13 protein-coding genes and 1 pseudogene are annotated in these 17,169 nt (G+C 54.3%); 9 read left to right on the top strand and 5 right to left on the bottom strand.

The annotated features are described in order from the left end of the window. Nucleotides 1–94: 94 nt before the first annotated feature. Entirely contained in the window at nt 95–505 is a 411-nt protein-coding gene (locus tag GUC46_RS22075; RefSeq protein ID WP_003031742.1) for a CidA/LrgA family protein, read from the top strand. Continuing rightward, nucleotides 498–1,187 carry an LrgB family protein gene (locus tag GUC46_RS22070; RefSeq protein WP_003031745.1) on the top strand — a complete coding sequence of 230 codons (690 nt, stop codon included), beginning with the start codon at nt 498–500 and terminating at the stop codon, nt 1,185–1,187. The genes GUC46_RS22075 and GUC46_RS22070 overlap by 8 nt, the downstream gene beginning before the upstream one ends. Nucleotides 1,188–1,232: 45 nt before the next feature. Here GUC46_RS22070 and actP read toward each other — a convergent pair whose 3' ends face one another. The 3 genes from actP to acs form a co-directional block, all read right to left on the bottom strand. Next, on the bottom strand, nt 1,233–2,882 hold the full coding sequence (actP, locus tag GUC46_RS22065) for a cation/acetate symporter ActP (RefSeq protein ID WP_130715358.1): 1,650 nt from the start codon (nt 2,880–2,882) through the stop codon (nt 1,233–1,235). Continuing rightward, complete coding sequence (locus GUC46_RS22060; RefSeq protein ID WP_003031750.1) at nt 2,879–3,193, bottom strand: DUF485 domain-containing protein; 315 nt, start codon at nt 3,191–3,193, stop codon at nt 2,879–2,881. Before GUC46_RS22060 ends, actP begins: the two co-directional genes overlap by 4 nt. A gap of 236 nt (nt 3,194–3,429) precedes the next feature. Beyond that, nucleotides 3,430–5,388, bottom strand: a complete 1,959-nt coding sequence (gene acs / locus GUC46_RS22055) for an acetate--CoA ligase (RefSeq protein WP_003826645.1) — start codon at nt 5,386–5,388, stop codon at nt 3,430–3,432. A 433-nt stretch (nt 5,389–5,821) separates the two neighbouring features. Between acs and nrfA the strand changes: the two genes are divergently transcribed. The 7 genes and pseudogenes from nrfA to gltP all read left to right on the top strand — a co-directional run bounded on the left by nrfA (nt 5,822) and on the right by gltP (nt 13,993). Next, nucleotides 5,822–7,258: an ammonia-forming nitrite reductase cytochrome c552 subunit gene (gene nrfA, locus GUC46_RS22050; RefSeq protein ID WP_003844735.1), complete on the top strand. Its 1,437-nt coding sequence runs from the start codon at nt 5,822–5,824 to the stop codon at nt 7,256–7,258. A gap of 44 nt (nt 7,259–7,302) precedes the next feature. Next, on the top strand, nt 7,303–7,869 hold the full coding sequence (nrfB, locus tag GUC46_RS22045; RefSeq protein WP_003031758.1) for a cytochrome c nitrite reductase pentaheme subunit: 567 nt from the start codon (nt 7,303–7,305) through the stop codon (nt 7,867–7,869). After that, on the top strand, nt 7,866–8,537 hold the full coding sequence (gene nrfC, locus GUC46_RS22040; protein ID WP_003031761.1) for a cytochrome c nitrite reductase Fe-S protein: 672 nt from the start codon (nt 7,866–7,868) through the stop codon (nt 8,535–8,537). Before nrfB ends, nrfC begins: the two co-directional genes overlap by 4 nt. Beyond that, entirely contained in the window at nt 8,534–9,490 is a 957-nt protein-coding gene (gene nrfD / locus GUC46_RS22035) for a cytochrome c nitrite reductase subunit NrfD (protein ID WP_003031764.1), read from the top strand. Before nrfC ends, nrfD begins: the two co-directional genes overlap by 4 nt. Nucleotides 9,491–9,498: 8 nt before the next feature. Then, a pseudogene (nrfF, locus tag GUC46_RS22030) lies at nt 9,499–11,725 on the top strand (heme lyase NrfEFG subunit NrfF). Next, nucleotides 11,725–12,336: a heme lyase NrfEFG subunit NrfG gene (nrfG, locus tag GUC46_RS22020; RefSeq protein ID WP_048234145.1), complete on the top strand. Its 612-nt coding sequence runs from the start codon at nt 11,725–11,727 to the stop codon at nt 12,334–12,336. The pseudogene nrfF and the gene nrfG overlap by 1 nt, the downstream one beginning before the upstream one ends. 343 nt (nt 12,337–12,679) lie before the next feature. Further along, the gene (gene gltP / locus GUC46_RS22015; RefSeq protein WP_003031773.1) at nt 12,680–13,993 is read left to right on the top strand and encodes a glutamate/aspartate:proton symporter GltP; all 1,314 of its coding nucleotides are present in this window, start codon (nt 12,680–12,682) and stop codon (nt 13,991–13,993) included. Nucleotides 13,994–14,097: 104 nt separating this feature from the next. Here the strand turns inward: gltP and yjcO are convergent, their stop codons facing one another. Continuing rightward, a complete protein-coding gene (yjcO, locus tag GUC46_RS22010; RefSeq protein WP_003031775.1) occupies nt 14,098–14,787 on the bottom strand; it encodes a Sel1 family TPR-like repeat protein YjcO in 690 nt (229 codons plus the stop codon). 103 nt (nt 14,788–14,890) lie between these two features. Next, nucleotides 14,891–17,038, bottom strand: coding sequence for a formate dehydrogenase subunit alpha (gene fdhF / locus GUC46_RS22005; protein ID WP_160180729.1), 2,148 nt, complete (start codon nt 17,036–17,038; stop codon nt 14,891–14,893). Between the last annotated feature and the right edge of the window lie 131 nt (nt 17,039–17,169).

Raw genomic sequence — 17,169 nt, 5'->3', positions numbered from 1 at the left:
CCTTAAGACTATGCCTGCAATGAGTTTAATTCATTTCAGTCCTGGACGGGGGCTCTCTATACTGGCGCTCTCTATTTTTTAAGGACATACCCTCATGGCTGTGGCGATAAGCCGCGTGACGCCTGCTGTTATTCATCGACTCCAGATCCCCGTTCAGGTTCTGTTGTACGCAGGTCTCTTTGTATTTGCTCAATATCTTGTCTCCTGGCTGCATCTGCCGCTTCCTGCCAACCTGGTAGGGATGGTGCTGATGCTGGCGTTAATTGTCTGCCGGGTTATCCCGCTGAACTGGATTCGCGCAGGTGCTCGCTGGTTACTGGCTGAAATGCTGCTGTTTTTTGTCCCGGCGGTGGTCGCCGTTGTGAACTACACGCAGCTGTTGCTGGTTGATGGCTGGCGTATATTTGCCGTCATTGCGATCAGTACGCTGATGGTGCTCGGCGCCACGGCGTGGGTGGTGGATAAAGTGTATCGCTATGAAATGAGCAGGTTAAACCGTGAGTAATTTCCAGCTAAGCGTGCTGTGTCTGGTGATTACGCTGGGTATCTACTTTGCTAATAAGCGTTTGTATCGCCGTTTTCGTAAATTACCGCTGATGCCATTAGTTCTCACCCCGGCCCTGCTGGTGCTGATGCTAGTCTTCGGCCATATCTCCTGGCAAAACTATATTGGTGAATCGCACTGGTTGCTGTGGCTGTTAGGACCGGCGACCATCGCCTTTGCCGTTCCGGTGTATGACAACCTTGCGGTGATTAAGCGTCACTGGATGTCGCTGACGGCGGGCGTGGTAACGGCAACGCTGGTGGCCGTCACCAGTTCCGTGTGGCTGGCGCGTCTGTTTATGTTGCCTGATGAGATCCAACGCAGTCTGGCGGTGCGTTCCGTCACCACGCCATTTGCGCTGGCAGCGGCAGAGCCATTGGGCGGGCAGCCGGACCTGGTGGCCTTGTTCGTGGTGGTGACCGGCGTATTCGGCATGGCGGTCGGCGATGTGCTGTTTTTACGCCTTTCCATTCGTGAAGGAATGGCGAAAGGCGCAGGATTTGGCGCCGCATCGCACGGGGCAGGCACGGCGCGCTCTTATGAGCTTGGTCAGCAAGAGGGCGTAGTTGCCAGCCTGGTGATGATGCTTTCCGGTGTGGTGATGGTATTGGTGGCGCCGCTGGTCGCGAGGCTGATGTTCTAAGAAAGGATGTAATCCTCCGGCCCGAAAGCCGGAGGAGAGGGGAGGTTAGTGCGCGCGACCTTGTTCTACGCCGTACCCGGTCTGGGAGCGGATGAACTGAGCACGGAACTGCTCGCGTTCGCGGTTGCCTTCTTCTGAGTTGTCGGTAACAGAGAAGAACCAGATCCCGAGGAACGCTATGCTGATGGAGAACAGCGCTGGATATTCATACGGGAAAATGGCTTTTTCGTGACCGAGGATCTGGACCCAAATGGTTGGGCCGAGAATCATCAATACTACCGCTGTTAACAGACCTAACCAGCCACCCAGCATTGCGCCACGGGTGGTCAGACGCGACCAGTACATGGAAAGCAGGATGATCGGGAAGTTGCAGCTGGCCGCGATGGCGAACGCCAGACCCACCATGAAGGCGATGTTCTGGTTCTCAAACAGCACGCCGAGCAGGATGGCTATCACACCCAGTACCAGTACGGTGATTTTTGACACCTTCAGCTCTTCACGTTCGGTTGCGCCTTTGCGGAATACGTTGGCGTACAGGTCGTGAGAAACTGCCGAAGCGCCAGCCAGCGTCAGCCCGGCAACCACCGCCAGGATGGTGGCAAACGCCACTGCAGAGATGAAGCCGAGGAACAGGTTACCGCCCACCGCATTCGCCAGGTGAACCGCCGCCATGTTGTTACCACCGATCAGTGCGCCTGCAGCATCTTTGTACTCTGGATTAGCACCTACCAGCATGATCGCGCCAAAGCCGATGATAAAGGTCAGGATGTAGAAATAACCCATAAAACCGGTGGCATAGAATACGCTCTTACGCGCTTCGCGGGCATCGCTGACCGTGAAGAAACGCATCAGAATATGCGGCAAACCTGCTGTACCGAACATCAATCCAAGACCTAACGACAGAGCGGATATCGGATCTTTTACCAGACCGCCCGGGCTCATAATCGCGGAGCCTTTCGGGTGTACTGCCATCGCTTCGGTGAACAGGTTGTTGAAGCTGAAGCCGACGTGCTTCATTACCATGAAGGCCATAAAGCTGGCGCCGAACAGCAGCAGAACAGCTTTAATGATCTGTACCCAGGTGGTTGCCAGCATGCCGCCAAACAGAACGTACATCATCATCAGTACGCCAACCAGCACGACGGCGATGTGATAGTTCAGACCAAACAGCAGCTCAATCAGTTTACCTGCGCCGACCATCTGGGCGATCAGATACAGCGCGACCACCACCAGGGAACCACAGGCCGACAGAATACGGATTGGACCCTGCTTCAGACGATAAGAAGCAACGTCAGCAAAGGTGTAACGACCGAGGTTACGCAAACGCTCAGCAATAAGGAACAGGATAATTGGCCAGCCGACCAGGAAGCCGAGTGAGTAAATCAGCCCGTCATAACCGGAGGTAAATACCAGCGCGGAAATTCCAAGGAACGATGCCGCCGACATATAGTCGCCCGCAATCGCCAGCCCGTTCTGGAAACCGGTGATGTTACCGCCGGCGGTGTAGTAGTCATTACGCGAACGTACGCGCTTAGACGCCCAGTAGGTAATGCCGAGCGTAAAGATGACGAAAATCAGGAACATGACAATCGCCTGCCAGTTGGTTGGCTGGCGTTGGACTGCACCGCTAATAGCATCCGCCGCGTTTGCGGCGAAGGGCAGCGTGGCGGCAAGCGCCGTCAGAACTCTCTTCATGATGCTTTAACCTCGTGCAGAACCGCATTGTTCAGGCGATCGAATTCACCGTTTGCCCGCCAGATGTAGATTCCGGTCAGGATGAAGGAGATGAGGATCACTCCGACCCCAATCGGAATACCGCGGGTGACGCTGGTTCCTGCGTGTAGCGGAGTACCCAGCCAGCCTGGCGCAAAGGCAATCAATAAAATAAAGCTGATATAAACTGCCAGCATGATGATGGACAGAATGGTGGCAAACCGTTGCCGTTTTTCTACTAACTCCCTGAAACGCGCACTGTCTTCTATCCGCTGATAAATTTGGTCATTCATCACAGAGTTCTCCAGAGGCCCCCTTCGTCTTTCACGCCGCAGGTGCGTTGGCCGCACTCGCCCACCCCAGTCACATAGTGAACTATGCTCCTGGGGATGTGCTCGCTTGCCGCCTTCCTGCAACGCGAAATCCTTTGGGGGAGGGTTTTTATATTTCCCTCCCGGTCAGGGGAGGGGTAGGGATAGGATTTGTAGGCGCGATAAGCTGCGCGCCATCGGGCATTTCACAGTTATGGTTATGATGGCATCGCGATGGCCTGCTTCTCTTCGAGCAGTTTCTCCACGACGCCAGGATCGGCGAGGGTCGAGGTATCGCCCAGATTGCTGGTATCGCCCGCCGCGATTTTACGCAGAATACGGCGCATAATTTTGCCGGAGCGGGTTTTCGGCAGTGAGTCGGTCCAGTGCAGCACGTCTGGCGTTGCCAGCGGGCCAATTTCTTTACGCACCCAGTTGCGAACCTCGGCGTACAACTCAGGTGACGGCTCTTCACCGTGATTCAGCGTAACGTATGCGTAGATCGCCTGGCCTTTAATATTATGCGGAATCCCCACCACCGCGGCTTCGGCAATCTTCGGATGCGACACCAGCGCCGATTCGATTTCAGCCGTTCCCAGACGGTGGCCGGAGACGTTCAGCACATCGTCCACACGTCCGGTGATCCAGTAATAGCCATCTTCGTCACGGCGCGCGCCGTCGCCGCTGAAGTACATATTCTTGAAGGTAGAGAAGTAGGTTTGCTCAAAGCGTTCGTGATCGCCAAACAGCGTTCTCGCCTGGCCCGGCCACGAGTCGGTAATCACCAGATTGCCTTCGGTCGCGCCTTCCAGCGGATTACCTTCGTTATCGACAATCGCAGGCTGTACGCCAAAGAATGGACGGGTTGCAGAACCGGCTTTCAGTTCGGTGGCGCCCGGCAGCGGGGTGATCATGAATCCACCGGTTTCAGTCTGCCACCAGGTATCGACGACCGGGCATTTTTCGTTGCCGATCTTCTTCCAGTACCACTCCCATGCTTCCGGGTTGATCGGCTCGCCAACTGAACCCAGGATACGCAGTGACGAACGGTCAGTGCCTTCAATCGCTTTATCGCCTTCCGCCATCAGGGCGCGAATGGCGGTCGGTGCGGTATACAGAATATTGACCTGATGCTTGTCCACAACTTGCGACATACGCGCCGGGGTAGGCCAGTTTGGCACGCCTTCGAACATCAGCGTGGTTGCGCCGCAGGCCAACGGACCGTACAGCAAGTAGCTATGCCCGGTTACCCAGCCTACGTCAGCGGTACACCAATAAATATCGCCCTGATGGTAGTCAAACACGTACTTAAAGGTGGTGGCGGCGTAGACCAGATACCCGCCGGTAGTGTGCAGTACGCCTTTCGGCTTGCCGGTTGAGCCAGAGGTATACAGGATAAACAGCGGATCTTCCGCGTTCATCTCTTCCGGCTGGTGTTCTGAGCTGGCCTTCTCGATAAGATCGGACCACCACAGGTCGCGACCTTCCTGCCATTCCGTTTTTCCACCGGTACGTTTGAGAACGACCACATGTTCAACGGTTTTCACATTTGGATTTTTCAGCGCATCATCGACGTTCTTTTTCAGTGGGATAGCGCGCCCGGCGCGTACGCCTTCGTCGGCGGTGATCACCAGGCGTGAATTGGAGTCGATAATACGTCCGGCGACGGCTTCCGGTGAGAAACCACCGAAGATGACTGAATGCACCGCGCCAATACGGGCGCAGGCCAGCATGGCGACCGCAGCTTCCGGCACCATCGGCATATAAATGGCCACCACGTCACCTTTTTTAATGCCTAAATCCAGTAGCGTATTGGCGAAACGGCAGACATCGCGATGCAACTCGCGATAGGTAATGTTTTTGCTTTGGGTTGCGTCATCGCCTTCCCAGATGATGGCGGTACGATCGCCGTTTGCCTGCAGGTGGCGGTCAAGACAGTTTGCGGCCAGATTCAGGGTGCCGTCTTCGTACCATTTAATCGACACGTTGCCTGGTGCGAAGGAAGTGTTCTTCACCTGGCTGTACGGCTTGATCCAATCAAGAATTTTTCCCTGTTCGCCCCAAAATGTGTCGGGTTCGTTAACGGATTGCTGGTATTTCTCTGCGTACTGCTCCGGATTTATCAGGCAACGATCCGCAATGTTTGCGGGAATAGCGTGTTTATGTATTTGGCTCATGGCTTTTGTTCTCCTTGTAGGATGTTAATAATATGTCTCATAAACGTTAAATGTAGGGGCTTTGAGAGTTTTGTTTAGTATTTGCGCGGCAGATCACGCAATAAACGAATTGTGCAAATTAGCGACAAACTGAATTTTGAAGGGAGCTAGCAAAATTGACTAGATCTTGCGATAACATGTGGTTATCTAAAGGATTGTTGAAAAGGTGATCTGTCTCTGAATTAGACAAAAGAGGGTGCAATCAAAGGGAGTTACTAACTCTAAAGTGGTATTTTACATACACTTACAATTGATTAAAGACAACATTTTCAGTGTGGTTTCTTGTTACAAATAGGGTGGAGCAATGTCATGACAGTATTCGTGTGGTTGCTGTTATGGAAAACAATAAAAGAACCGCCATTGCAGATAATGGCGTCATCTGGATGAGACCCCTATGGCAAGGATAAAATCACGCGTACGCCGTTTCTTCAGCCTGTTAGTACCTTTATTATTTATCTCTGCAGTTCACGCTGAACAAACCCCCGTACCCGCAAAAACCGTCACCGTTGAAGCGAAGAATGAAGTCTTCGCCCCTCAGCATCCCGATCAATATCTCTCCTGGAAAGCCACGTCTGAGCAATCAGCCCGTGAAGATGCGCTGGCAGAAGATCCTCGTCTGGTGATCCTGTGGGCGGGATATCCCTTCTCGCGCGATTACAACAAACCGCGCGGGCACGCGTATGCAGTGACCGATGTTCGTGAAACCTTACGTACCGGCGCACCCAAAACGGCAGAAGATGGTCCGTTGCCGATGGCCTGCTGGAGCTGTAAAAGCCCGGATGTGGCGCGTCTGATCCAGAAAGACGGTGAAGATGGCTACTTCCACGGTAAATGGGCGCGCGGCGGTCCTGAAATTGTTAATAATCTTGGCTGTGGCGATTGCCATAACACCGCGTCACCAGACTTTGCCAAAGGCAAGCCAGAACTGACGCTGTCGCGTCCTTATGCTGAGCGCGCGATGGAAACCATCGGCAAACCGTTTGAGAAAGCCGGTCGCTTTGACCAGCAATCCATGGTCTGCGGCCAGTGCCACGTGGAATACTACTTCGACGGTAAAAACAAAGCCGTTAAGTTCCCGTGGGACGACGGCATGAAAGTCGAGAACATGGAGAAGTACTACGACACCATCGCCTTCTCTGACTGGACCAACTCCCTGTCTAAAACCCCGATGCTGAAAGCGCAGCACCCGGAGTATGAAACCTGGAGCGCAGGCATTCACGGCAAGAACAATGTGACCTGTATCGACTGCCACATGCCGAAAGTGCAGAACGCGGAAGGCAAGATTTACACCGACCATAAGATTGGTAATCCGTTCGATAATTTCGCTCAGACCTGTGCGAACTGCCACACCCAGGACAAAGCGTCCCTGCAAAAAGTGGTCGCCGAGCGTAAACAGGCCATTCATGACCTGAAAATCAAAGTTGAAGACCAGCTTGTTCGTGCGCACTTCGAAGCGAAAGCCGCATGGGATGCGGGTGCGACCGAAGCGGAAATGAAGCCGATTCTGGAAGATATCCGTCACGCGCAATGGCGTTGGGACCTGTCTATCGCCTCACACGGTATTCACATGCACGCCCCGGAAGAAGGTCTGCGGATGCTGGGTAGCGCAATGGATAAAGCCGCTGACGCACGTACCAAACTGGTCCGTCTGCTGGCGACCAAAGGCATCACGCATGAAATCCCGTTACCGGATATCTCTACCAAAGAGAAAGCCCAGGCGGCGATTGGTCTGAACATGCAGCAAATCAATGCTGAGAAGCAGGACTTCATCAAAACGGTGATTCCGCAGTGGGAAGATCAGGCGCGTAAAAACGGTCTGTTAAGCCAATAACCCCATTTCGCCCCGCAAGGGGCGGATAACTCAACGGAGTGAATATGAGCGTATTACGTTCGTTATTAACTGCTGGGGTGCTGGCGTCAGGCTTGTTATGGAGCCTGAGTGGAATCACTGCCACGCCAACGCCGCAGGAGTCGGATCAACGCTGGACGGTTACCCAACAGCGTAATCCGGATGCCGCCTGTCTGGACTGTCACAAGCCGGATACCGAAGGCATGCATGGTAAGCATGCGGAAGCCATCAACCCGAATAACAAACTGCCTGTCACCTGCACCAATTGTCACGGCCAGCCGTCACCGAACCACCGCGAAGGGGTGAAAGATGTGATGCGCTTTAATGAGCCGATGTACAACGTGGAGCAGCAGAACAGTGTCTGTATGTCCTGTCACCTGCCTGAGCAGTTGCAAAAAGCGTTCTGGCCGCACGATGTCCACGTAACCAAAGTGGCGTGTGCCAGCTGTCACTCACTGCATCCGAAGCAAGACACGATGCAGACGCTGAGCGATAAAGGACGGATCAAGATTTGCGTCGATTGCCACAGCGATCAACGTAACAATCCGAACTTTAACCCGGCGTCGGTTCCGTTGCTTAAGGAGCATCCATGAGTTGCTCTCGTCGCCAGTTTATCACCGGCGTCGGCGCGCTGGTGGCAGTGAGCGGGACGGCGGGGCGCGTTGTGGCGAAGACGCTGAACATCAACGGTGTGCGTTACGGTATGGTTCATGATGAGTCTTTATGCATTGGCTGTACGGCCTGCATGGATGCTTGTCGGGAAGTTAACAACGTGCCGGAAGGCGTATCGCGTCTGACGATTATCCGCAGTGAGCCGCAAGGGACATTTCCTGATGTGAAGTATCGCTTCTTCCGTCACTCGTGCCAGCATTGCGACCACGCTCCCTGCGTTGACGTCTGCCCGACGGGGGCATCGTATCGCGATGCCGCCAGCGGCATTGTGGATGTGAACCCGGACCTTTGCGTTGGCTGCCAGTACTGTATCGCCGCGTGTCCTTATCGCGTACGCTTTATCCATCCGGTGAGCAAAACGGCGGATAAATGTGATTTCTGCCGGAAAACCAACCTGAAAGCGGGCAAACAGCCCGCCTGCGTTGAGTCATGTCCGACGAAGGCGCTGACGTTTGGTAATCTGGACGATCCCAACAGCGATATATCCCGTTTGTTGCAGCAGAAAACTACCTACCGTTACAAACTGGCGTTGGGTACAAAACCGAAGGTCTACCGCGTTCCCTTTAAATTTGGGGAGGTGAGCCAATGACATCCGCTTCTGCATTTCATTTTGAATCACTGGTGTGGGACTGGCCCATTGCCATCTATCTGTTCCTGATAGGTATCTCTGCCGGACTGGTCACGTTGGCGATTCTGCTGCGTCGCTTCCATCCGGAGGCGGGCGGTTCAGACAGCACGCTGCTGCGCACCACGCTGGTGTTAGGGCCGGGGGCAATTATCCTCGGTTTGCTGATTCTGGTGTTCCACCTGACGCGTCCATGGACTTTCTGGAAACTGATGTTCCACTACAGCTTCACCTCGGTGATGTCGATGGGGGTCATGCTGTTCCAGTTGTACATGGTGGTGTTAGTGCTGTGGCTGGCAAAAATCTTTGAAAAAGAGGTGATTGCCCTGCAACAGCGGTTCGTGCCGCGACTGACGATTGTGTCAAAACTCCTGACGCTAATCACGCCGTTCCATCGCGCGCTTGAGACGCTGATGCTGGTGCTGGCGGTTCTGCTCGGGGCGTATACCGGGTTCCTGCTGTCGGCGCTGAAATCCTACCCGTTCCTGAATAACCCGATCCTGCCGGTGCTGTTTCTGTTCTCCGGGATCTCCTCCGGTGCGGCGGTGGCACTGATCGCCATGGCGTTACGTCATCGTAGCAACCCGCACAGTACGGAAGCGCACTTTGTGCATCGCATGGAAGTCCCGGTCGTATGGCTGGAGATCTTCCTGCTGGCGGCGTTCTTCGTCGGCCTGGCGCTGGGCGATGACGGCAAAATGCGTGCGCTGGCGGCGGCACTGGGCGGCGGATTCTGGACCTGGTGGTTCTGGCTTGGCGTGGCCGGGCTTGGGTTGATACTGCCGATGCTGCTAAAACCCTGGGCCAACCGCAGTTCGACGTTTCATGGCGTGCTGGCAGTGTGCGGCGCCAGCCTGACCGGCGTACTGCTGCTGCGCTTTTTTATCCTCTATGCGGGTCAGCTAACCGTTGCGTAAGGTGATATCTGGACGTTCTCCTTCCTGAAGCCGGTTTTCTGGCGCTGTTATTAAGCCTCGGGGTCAACGTGTTGACCCCGCTTGCCGTGTTTGTAGGTGTCCGCCAGCGTTGGCAGGGGGTGATGCGCCTGGCAAGCGTGGGCGTGTGGACGCAATTTGCCCTGCTGCTACTGGCCTTTACCATTCTGGTATTCTGCTTTTTGACCAGCGATTTTTCGGTGGTCTACGTTGCCCAGCACAGCTACAGCCTGCTGCCGTGGGGATTAAAACTGGCGGCGGTGTGGGGCGGTCATGAAGGATCGCTGCTGCTGTGGGTGCTGTTTCTTTCCGCCTGGAGCGCGCTGTTTGCTCTTCGCTATCGGCGTAATACCAACGCGCTGTTTCCGCTGACGCTCAGTGTCCTTTCAATGATAACGGCCCTGCTGCTGCTGTTTGTGGTGGTATGGTCCGATCCGTTCGTGCGTATCTTTCCGCCAGCCATTGAAGGGCGCGACCTTAACCCGATGCTGCAACATCTCGGGTTAATCCTCCATCCACCGCTGCTGTACCTGGGTTACGGTGGTTTGATGGTGGCGGCAGGCGTGGCGCTGGCCTCGCTGCTACGTAGTGACTTTAATGCGCAGAGCGCCTGGGTGTGCTGGCGCTGGGCCTTGCCCGGCTGGTGCGCGCTGACACTGGGGATTATCCTCGGCTCCTGGTGGGCCTACTGCGAGCTGGGCTGGGGCGGCTGGTGGTTCTGGGACCCGGTAGAAAACGCTTCCTTATTACCCTGGCTTTCCGCCAGCGCGCTGCTACATAGCCTGTATATCACGCGCCAGCGCGGGATCTTCCGCCACTGGTCGCTGCTGCTGGCGATCGTCACGCTGATTTTATCGCTGCTGGGGACGCTGATTGTGCGTTCCGGCATTCTCGTTTCGGTGCATGCTTTCGCGCTGGATAACGTTCGTGCCGCGCCGCTGTTTGCGCTGTTTACCGTGTTGAGTCTGGCGTCGCTCGGGCTGTACGCCTGGCGGGGCCAGCAAGTCCGGCAGAATGCTCGTTTTGGCGGTTGGTCACGCGAGATGCTGATTCTGGTTGCGCTGCTGCTCTTTAGTGCGGTGCTGCTGATTGTGCTGATTGGCACGCTCTACCCGATGATTTACGGGCTGTTCGGCTGGGGGCGGCTTTCCGTGGGTGCACCGTACTTTAACCACGCTACGCTGCCCTTTGGCCTACTGATGCTGCTGGTTATTGTGCTGGCAATGGTCAGAAGCCGCAAAGTGTCTTTCCGCATCCAACTTCCGGCACTGCTGGCGCATGCCGGAGTGCTGGTGTTTGCGGCGGGGATCGTCTTTTCCAGCGGGAGTCGTCAGGAGATAAGCCTGAACCTGAGCCCTGGGCAGCAGGTTGAACTGGCGGGTTACATTTTCCGTTTTGAGCGTCTCGACCTGGAAGCCAAAGGTAACTACACCAGTGAAAAAGCGCAGATCACGCTGTGGCACAATGAGAAACGCATTGGCAGCCTGCAACCTGAAAGGCGCTTCTATGCCGCGCGTCGTCAACAGATGATGGAGCCGGGGATCCGCTGGAACCTGATGCATGACTGGTATGCGGTAATGGGTGAAAAAACCGGACCAGACCGTTATGCCATGCGCTTGTACGTGCAGACCGGCGTGCGCTGGATTTGGGGTGGGGGACTATTAATGGTCTTTGGCGCGCTGCTGAGCGGATGGCGAGGAAGGAAACGCGATGCGTAAATTAATCACAGCGTTGCCGGATGGCGGCGTAAACGCCTTATCCGGCCTACAAGGTGCGCAAACCGTAGGCCGGATAAGCGCAGCGCCATCCGGCAGAAAGTTATTACTCTTAACGCTCGTCCTGTTTTTCATTACTTTCGCTACGCATGCCCAGGTTGTGGACACATGGACGTTTGCCAACCCGCAGCAGCAGGAACAAGCGCTGTCTATTGCCAGCCAACTGCGTTGTCCACAGTGCCAAAACCAAAATTTGCTGGAATCCAATGCGCCGGTAGCGGTCAGTATGCGCCATCAGGTTTACAGCATGGTGGCGGAAGGGAAAAGTGAAGCCGAGATAACCACCTGGATGACCGAGCGTTACGGTGATTTCGTTCGTTATAATCCGCCGCTGAATGAGCAAACGCTGCTGCTGTGGGCGTTGCCGTGCCTGTTGTTGTTGCTGGTAGGTGTAGTGGTCTGGCGAGTGAGAAGACGTCAGCATACGGAGGAAGGTGAATAATGAGCCAGTGCGAGCCGCTGTTACGCCCAATGCCCGTGAAGCGGTTGACCGCTGCGGTGGTACTGATGGTTGTGGCCTGCATTGGAGGCTACCTGTTGACGCCAAAATGGCAGGCGGTTCGTCAGGAGCAGACGCGACTGGCGGACCCTTTACATGCTTTCTCTGATGAAAATATTCAGGAAAAACAGTTGCTTTTGCTGCAATCGCAGATTCGAGCCAATCCACGGGACGGCGTGAAATGGGCGCAACTCGGGGAGTACTATCTTTGGCAAAACGCGTATCATAATGCGCTGCTGGCCTACGAGCAGGCGCTGCGTGTCGGCGGTGAAAATGCTGAGATCTATTCAGCGATGGCAACGGTATTGTATTACCAGGCCGGACAACATATGGCGCCGCCCACTCGCGAGATGATTGATAAGGCCTTGGCGCTGGACCCGGCAGAGGTCACCGCGCTGATGTTGTTAGCCTCAGATGCGTTTATGCAGGCAGACTACGCCCAGGCTATTTCAGTTTGGCAAAAAGTTATGGATTTAAACTCGCCGAGGGTGAACCGGGCACAGCTCGTTGACTCTATTAATATGGCGAAGTTGTTGCAGAATCGGCAAAAATAAATTTGTTTTATTTGTGATTTGTATCATTTTGCCTGTTTAAAAAACAGGCAAACGAACAGGTGGGCGAAAAAACTCACGCTATGACTTCTTCATTTTTGAACATATTAAAATTCTTTTATAACAAAAAGTTATTCATCAATACCGCGATAAAATTGCATTTTTATGCATAAATTCAGCCAAAAGCCCTGTTCTTAGAGGGTTGCGCGGAATGCCATGCAGATGATAATGATAATAAGCGTTAAAAAACTCCATAAACGAACGCAACACAATTCATACCCTTTCAGTATGTACTATTCCCACACACCGCATGTGGAATAGCGCTCCATCGAGGAAGTCCGTTGTTATGAAAAATTTGAAAGTCAGCCTGGCATGGCAGATTCTAATCGCCATGGTGCTGGGCATTCTGCTAGGGAGTTACCTGCATTACCATAGCGACAGCCGCGAATGGCTGGTGGTCAACCTGCTGTCTCCGGCGGGCGATATCTTTATCCATCTGATCAAAATGATCGTCGTGCCGATTGTTATCTCCACGCTGGTGGTTGGTATTGCCGGGGTGGGTGATGCAAAACAGCTGGGCCGTATTGGCGCCAAAACCATTCTCTATTTCGAAGTGATCACCACCGTAGCGATTATTCTTGGCATCACGCTGGCGAATGTTTTCCAGCCGGGTTCCGGGATTGATATGTCGCAACTGGCGACCGTGGATATTTCGAAATATCAAAATACCACCGCAGAAGTGCAGAGCCACGCGCATGGCCTGATGGGCACGATTGTGTCGCTGGTGCCGACTAATATCGTCGCGTCGATGGCGAAAGGCGATATGTTGCCGATTATCTTCTTCTCGGTGCTGTTTGGTTTAGGCTTGTCTTCACTACCAGCAACCCACCGCGAGCCGCTGGTGACTGTGTTCCGCTCGATTTCAGAAACCATGTTTAAAGTGACCCACATGGTGATGCGTTATGCGCCAGTCGGTGTTTTTGCGCTGATTGCTGTGACCGTCGCGAACTTCGGTTTTGCCTCACTGTGGCCGCTGGCGAAACTGGTGCTGTTGGTACATTTTGCCATCCTGTTCTTCGCGCTGGTGGTGCTGGGGATTGTGGCGCGTATCTGCGGTCTGAGCATCTGGATCCTGATCCGCATTTTGAAAGATGAGCTGATTCTGGCTTACTCTACCGCCAGTTCCGAGAGCGTACTGCCGCGTATTATCGAGAAGATGGAAGCCTATGGCGCACCGGCTTCAATCACCAGCTTTGTGGTGCCGACCGGCTACTCATTCAACCTTGATGGTTCAACGCTGTACCAGAGTATTGCCGCGATCTTTATTGCGCAGCTGTATGGTATCGACCTGTCGCTGTGGCAGGAAATCGTGCTGGTGTTGACGTTGATGGTGACCTCGAAAGGGATTGCGGGCGTGCCGGGCGTCTCCTTCGTGGTACTGCTGGCTACGCTTGGCAGCGTGGGGATCCCGCTGGAAGGCCTGGCGTTTATTGCCGGTGTTGACCGTATCCTCGACATGGCGCGTACCGCGCTGAATGTGGTGGGGAATGCGCTGGCGGTGCTGGTTATCGCCAAGTGGGAGCACAAATTTGACCGCAAGAAGGCGCTGGCTTACGAGCGCGAGATGCTGGGTAAATTTGATAAGACCGCTAATCATTAATTAATGAAAGATTGCCGGATGGCGCTGCGCTTATCCGGCCTACGGAAGACGGTGAACTGTAGGCCGGATAAGGCGTTTATGCCGCCATCCGGCAATGCAAACCATTACCCGTTTGTTAACTTTTCAAACTCTTCACAGCCGGTATCGAACCCTTCCATACAGCTCAGATTCAGCCAGTGTAGCGCCTTCTGTTTATTCTTCACGATAAAACCCTGCTCGCCGTTTAAGAACATCATTCCGGCCCAGTACTCGGAATAACCGGTGCGGGAGATGGCGGAGCTGCGTTTGAAATACCATGTCGCTTTTTCATCGTCTGCGGGGATCCCCACGCCGTTGGCGTAAATCAGCCCGAGCAGCATTTGCGCGTCGACGGCGGAGTCATTTTCCAGATCTTCAGAGGCGTTTTGCAGCAAGGTAATGGCTTTGGGGTAATCTGTGTGTCCTGCCTGGGTGTTGACCAGAATCCGCGCCAGGGTCAGTTCTCCCGCTTTACTGCCCGCTTTGGCTGCCTTTTCCGCCAGCGTTTTGGCTTGGGGGTAATCCAGACTGACCGGATTCGTAATTTTGATTTGCGCCAGGAGCGCGCAGGCGTCGGCATCGCCATTGTCGGCGGCTTTTTGCGCCCAATACTCGGCTTTGCTCAAATCGCCCGAACTGAACCAGGTATCGGCAAGAAAGTACTGTGCGCGACGGTCCCCTGCCTCAGCGGCCTGTAAGTACTGGCTTCCTGGCTCAGTATCACTGGCATGGGCAAAGAATGTCATAAAGAACATCAATGCAATGAGTTGTTTCATTTTGAGTTTTATTTAGGGTACGGAATGAACAGTATAAAGAGATCGTATGGATAAAAAAACAGCCTCCGGGCGGAGGCTGTTGCAGAACAGGTACGTAAACGGACTAACCCATCGCGCTTTCGCGCAGACTGGCTTTCAGCTTGTTGTACTCATCAATAACATACTGCTCGGCAGCGCGCTGATCGGCAATGCGTTCAACGTTAACGGCACAGTACTTATACTCTGGCGTTTTGGTAATCGGGCTTAAGTTCTCGGTTACCAGCTCATTACATGCGCCAATCCACCACTGGTAGGTCATGTAAATCGCGCCTTTGTTTGGACGATCGCTGACTGCCGCACGGGTAATGATCCGACCTTTACGCGAGTTAACCCACACCAGTTCTTCGTCCTGGATGCCCAGGCGTTCTGCGTCGGCGGTGTTGATCTGGGCATAGCCCGGTTCATCCGCCAGCGCGGCCAGCGCCGCACAGTTACCGGTCATCGAACGGCAAGAGTAGTGGCCGACTTCACGCACCGTAGACAGTACCATTGGGTACTCTGGGGTGAGTTTGTCGATTGGCGCTACCCAGTCGCAGGTGAAGAACTGCGCCAGGCCGTTCGGGGTGTCGAACTTCTCTTTAAAGAGATAAGACGTCCCCTGATCGGCTTCTGAGGTGTCGCGGCAAGGCCACTGGATATAACCCAGCTCGCCCATTTTCTCGTAAGTGGCACCGTAGAAATCCGGGCACAGATGACGCAACTCGTCCCAGATTTCCTGGGTGTTGTTGTAGTGCATCGGATAGCCCATACGGGTGGCGATTTCACTGATAATCTGCCAGTCCGTTTTCAGATCCCACTTCGGCTCAACGGCTTTAAAGAAGCGCTGGAAGCCACGGTCAGCCGCGGAGAATACGCCTTCATGCTCACCCCATGACGTAGACGGTAAAATAACGTCTGCGGCAGCGGCGGTTTTGGTCATGAAGATATCCTGCACGATGACCAGTTCCAGATCCTCAAAGCCTTTGCGCACTGCGGAGAGTTCAGCATCGGTCTGTAATGGATCTTCACCCATGATGTACGCCGCGCGGACTTCGCCATGCGCAGCACGGTGCGGCAGTTCGCTGATGCGATAACCGGTATGTGCAGGAAGACTTTCCACGCCCCAGGCTTTAGCGAATTTCTCGCGGTTTTCCGGGAACTTAACGTACTGATAGCCCGGATAGGTATCCGGCAGCGCGCCCATATCGCATGCGCCCTGAACGTTGTTCTGACCACGAACCGGGTTAACGCCCACGCTTGGCTTACCGAGGTTGCCGGTCAGCATTGCGAGGCTGGTCAGTGAACGCACGGTTTCCACGCCCTGATAGAACTGGGTAACACCCATACCCCACAGGATAGCCGCGCTTTTTGCCGTGGCATACATACGTGCAGCCTGACGAATATCCTGCGCGCTAACGCCAGTGATATCTTCGACGGACTCCGGCGTGTAACCTTCGACAATCTTGCTGTACTCTTCGAATCCTTCCGTACGGGAGGCGACGAACGCCTGGTCGTACAGTTTTTCTTCGATGATGACATGACCCATGGCGTTGAGCAGCGCGATGTTCGAGCCGTTTTTCAACGCGATGTGCATGTCGGCAATACGCGCGGTTTCAATTTTGCGCGGATCGCATACGATGATTTTCGCCCCGTTACGTTTAGCGTTAATCACGTGATTCGCCACGATCGGGTGGGAATCCGCCGGGTTATACCCGAAGATGAACACTAAATCTGTGTTATCAATTTCATTGATAGCATTACTCATTGCGCCGTTACCGACCGATTGGTGCAGACCTGCAACCGATGGGCCGTGTCAGACGCGAGCGCAGCAGTCAACGTTATTGGTACCAATAACGGCGCGCGCGAATTTTTGCATTACATAGTTGGTTTCGTTACCCGTACCGCGAGATGAACCGGTCGTCTGAATAGCGTCCGGGCCATACTTCGCTTTGATGGCGCTCAGACGAGTGGCGACGTAATCAAGCGCTTCATCCCAGGAAACAGATTCCAGTTTGCCGCCACGCTGGCGACGGATCATTGGGGTTTTCAGACGAGGGGTCAGGATCTGGGTATCGTTGATAAAATCCCAGCCATAGTAGCCCTTCAGACACAGAGTACCCTGGTTGGTTTTCCCCTGCGCCGCTTCAGCCCGGACGATTTTGCCGTTATCGACCACCAGGTTGATTTTGCAACCTGATGCGCAATATGGGCAAACCGTGACGACTTTTTTCATCGGTCTCGCTCCAGTTAATCAAATCGCGCATACGCGCTGTCGCTTTAGTTATGCATCTTTTATGCCATGTTTTTATCAGGGGCATTCATCGATATTACGGGCGAATTTTGCGCAAAACCCTGACGAAAAAC

The sequence above is a fragment of the Citrobacter sp. LUTT5 genome (genome assembly GCF_009905315.1).
GTDB classification, from domain to species: domain Bacteria; phylum Pseudomonadota; class Gammaproteobacteria; order Enterobacterales; family Enterobacteriaceae; genus Citrobacter; species Citrobacter freundii.
This window is presented reverse-complemented; position numbering and strand designations above follow the sequence as displayed.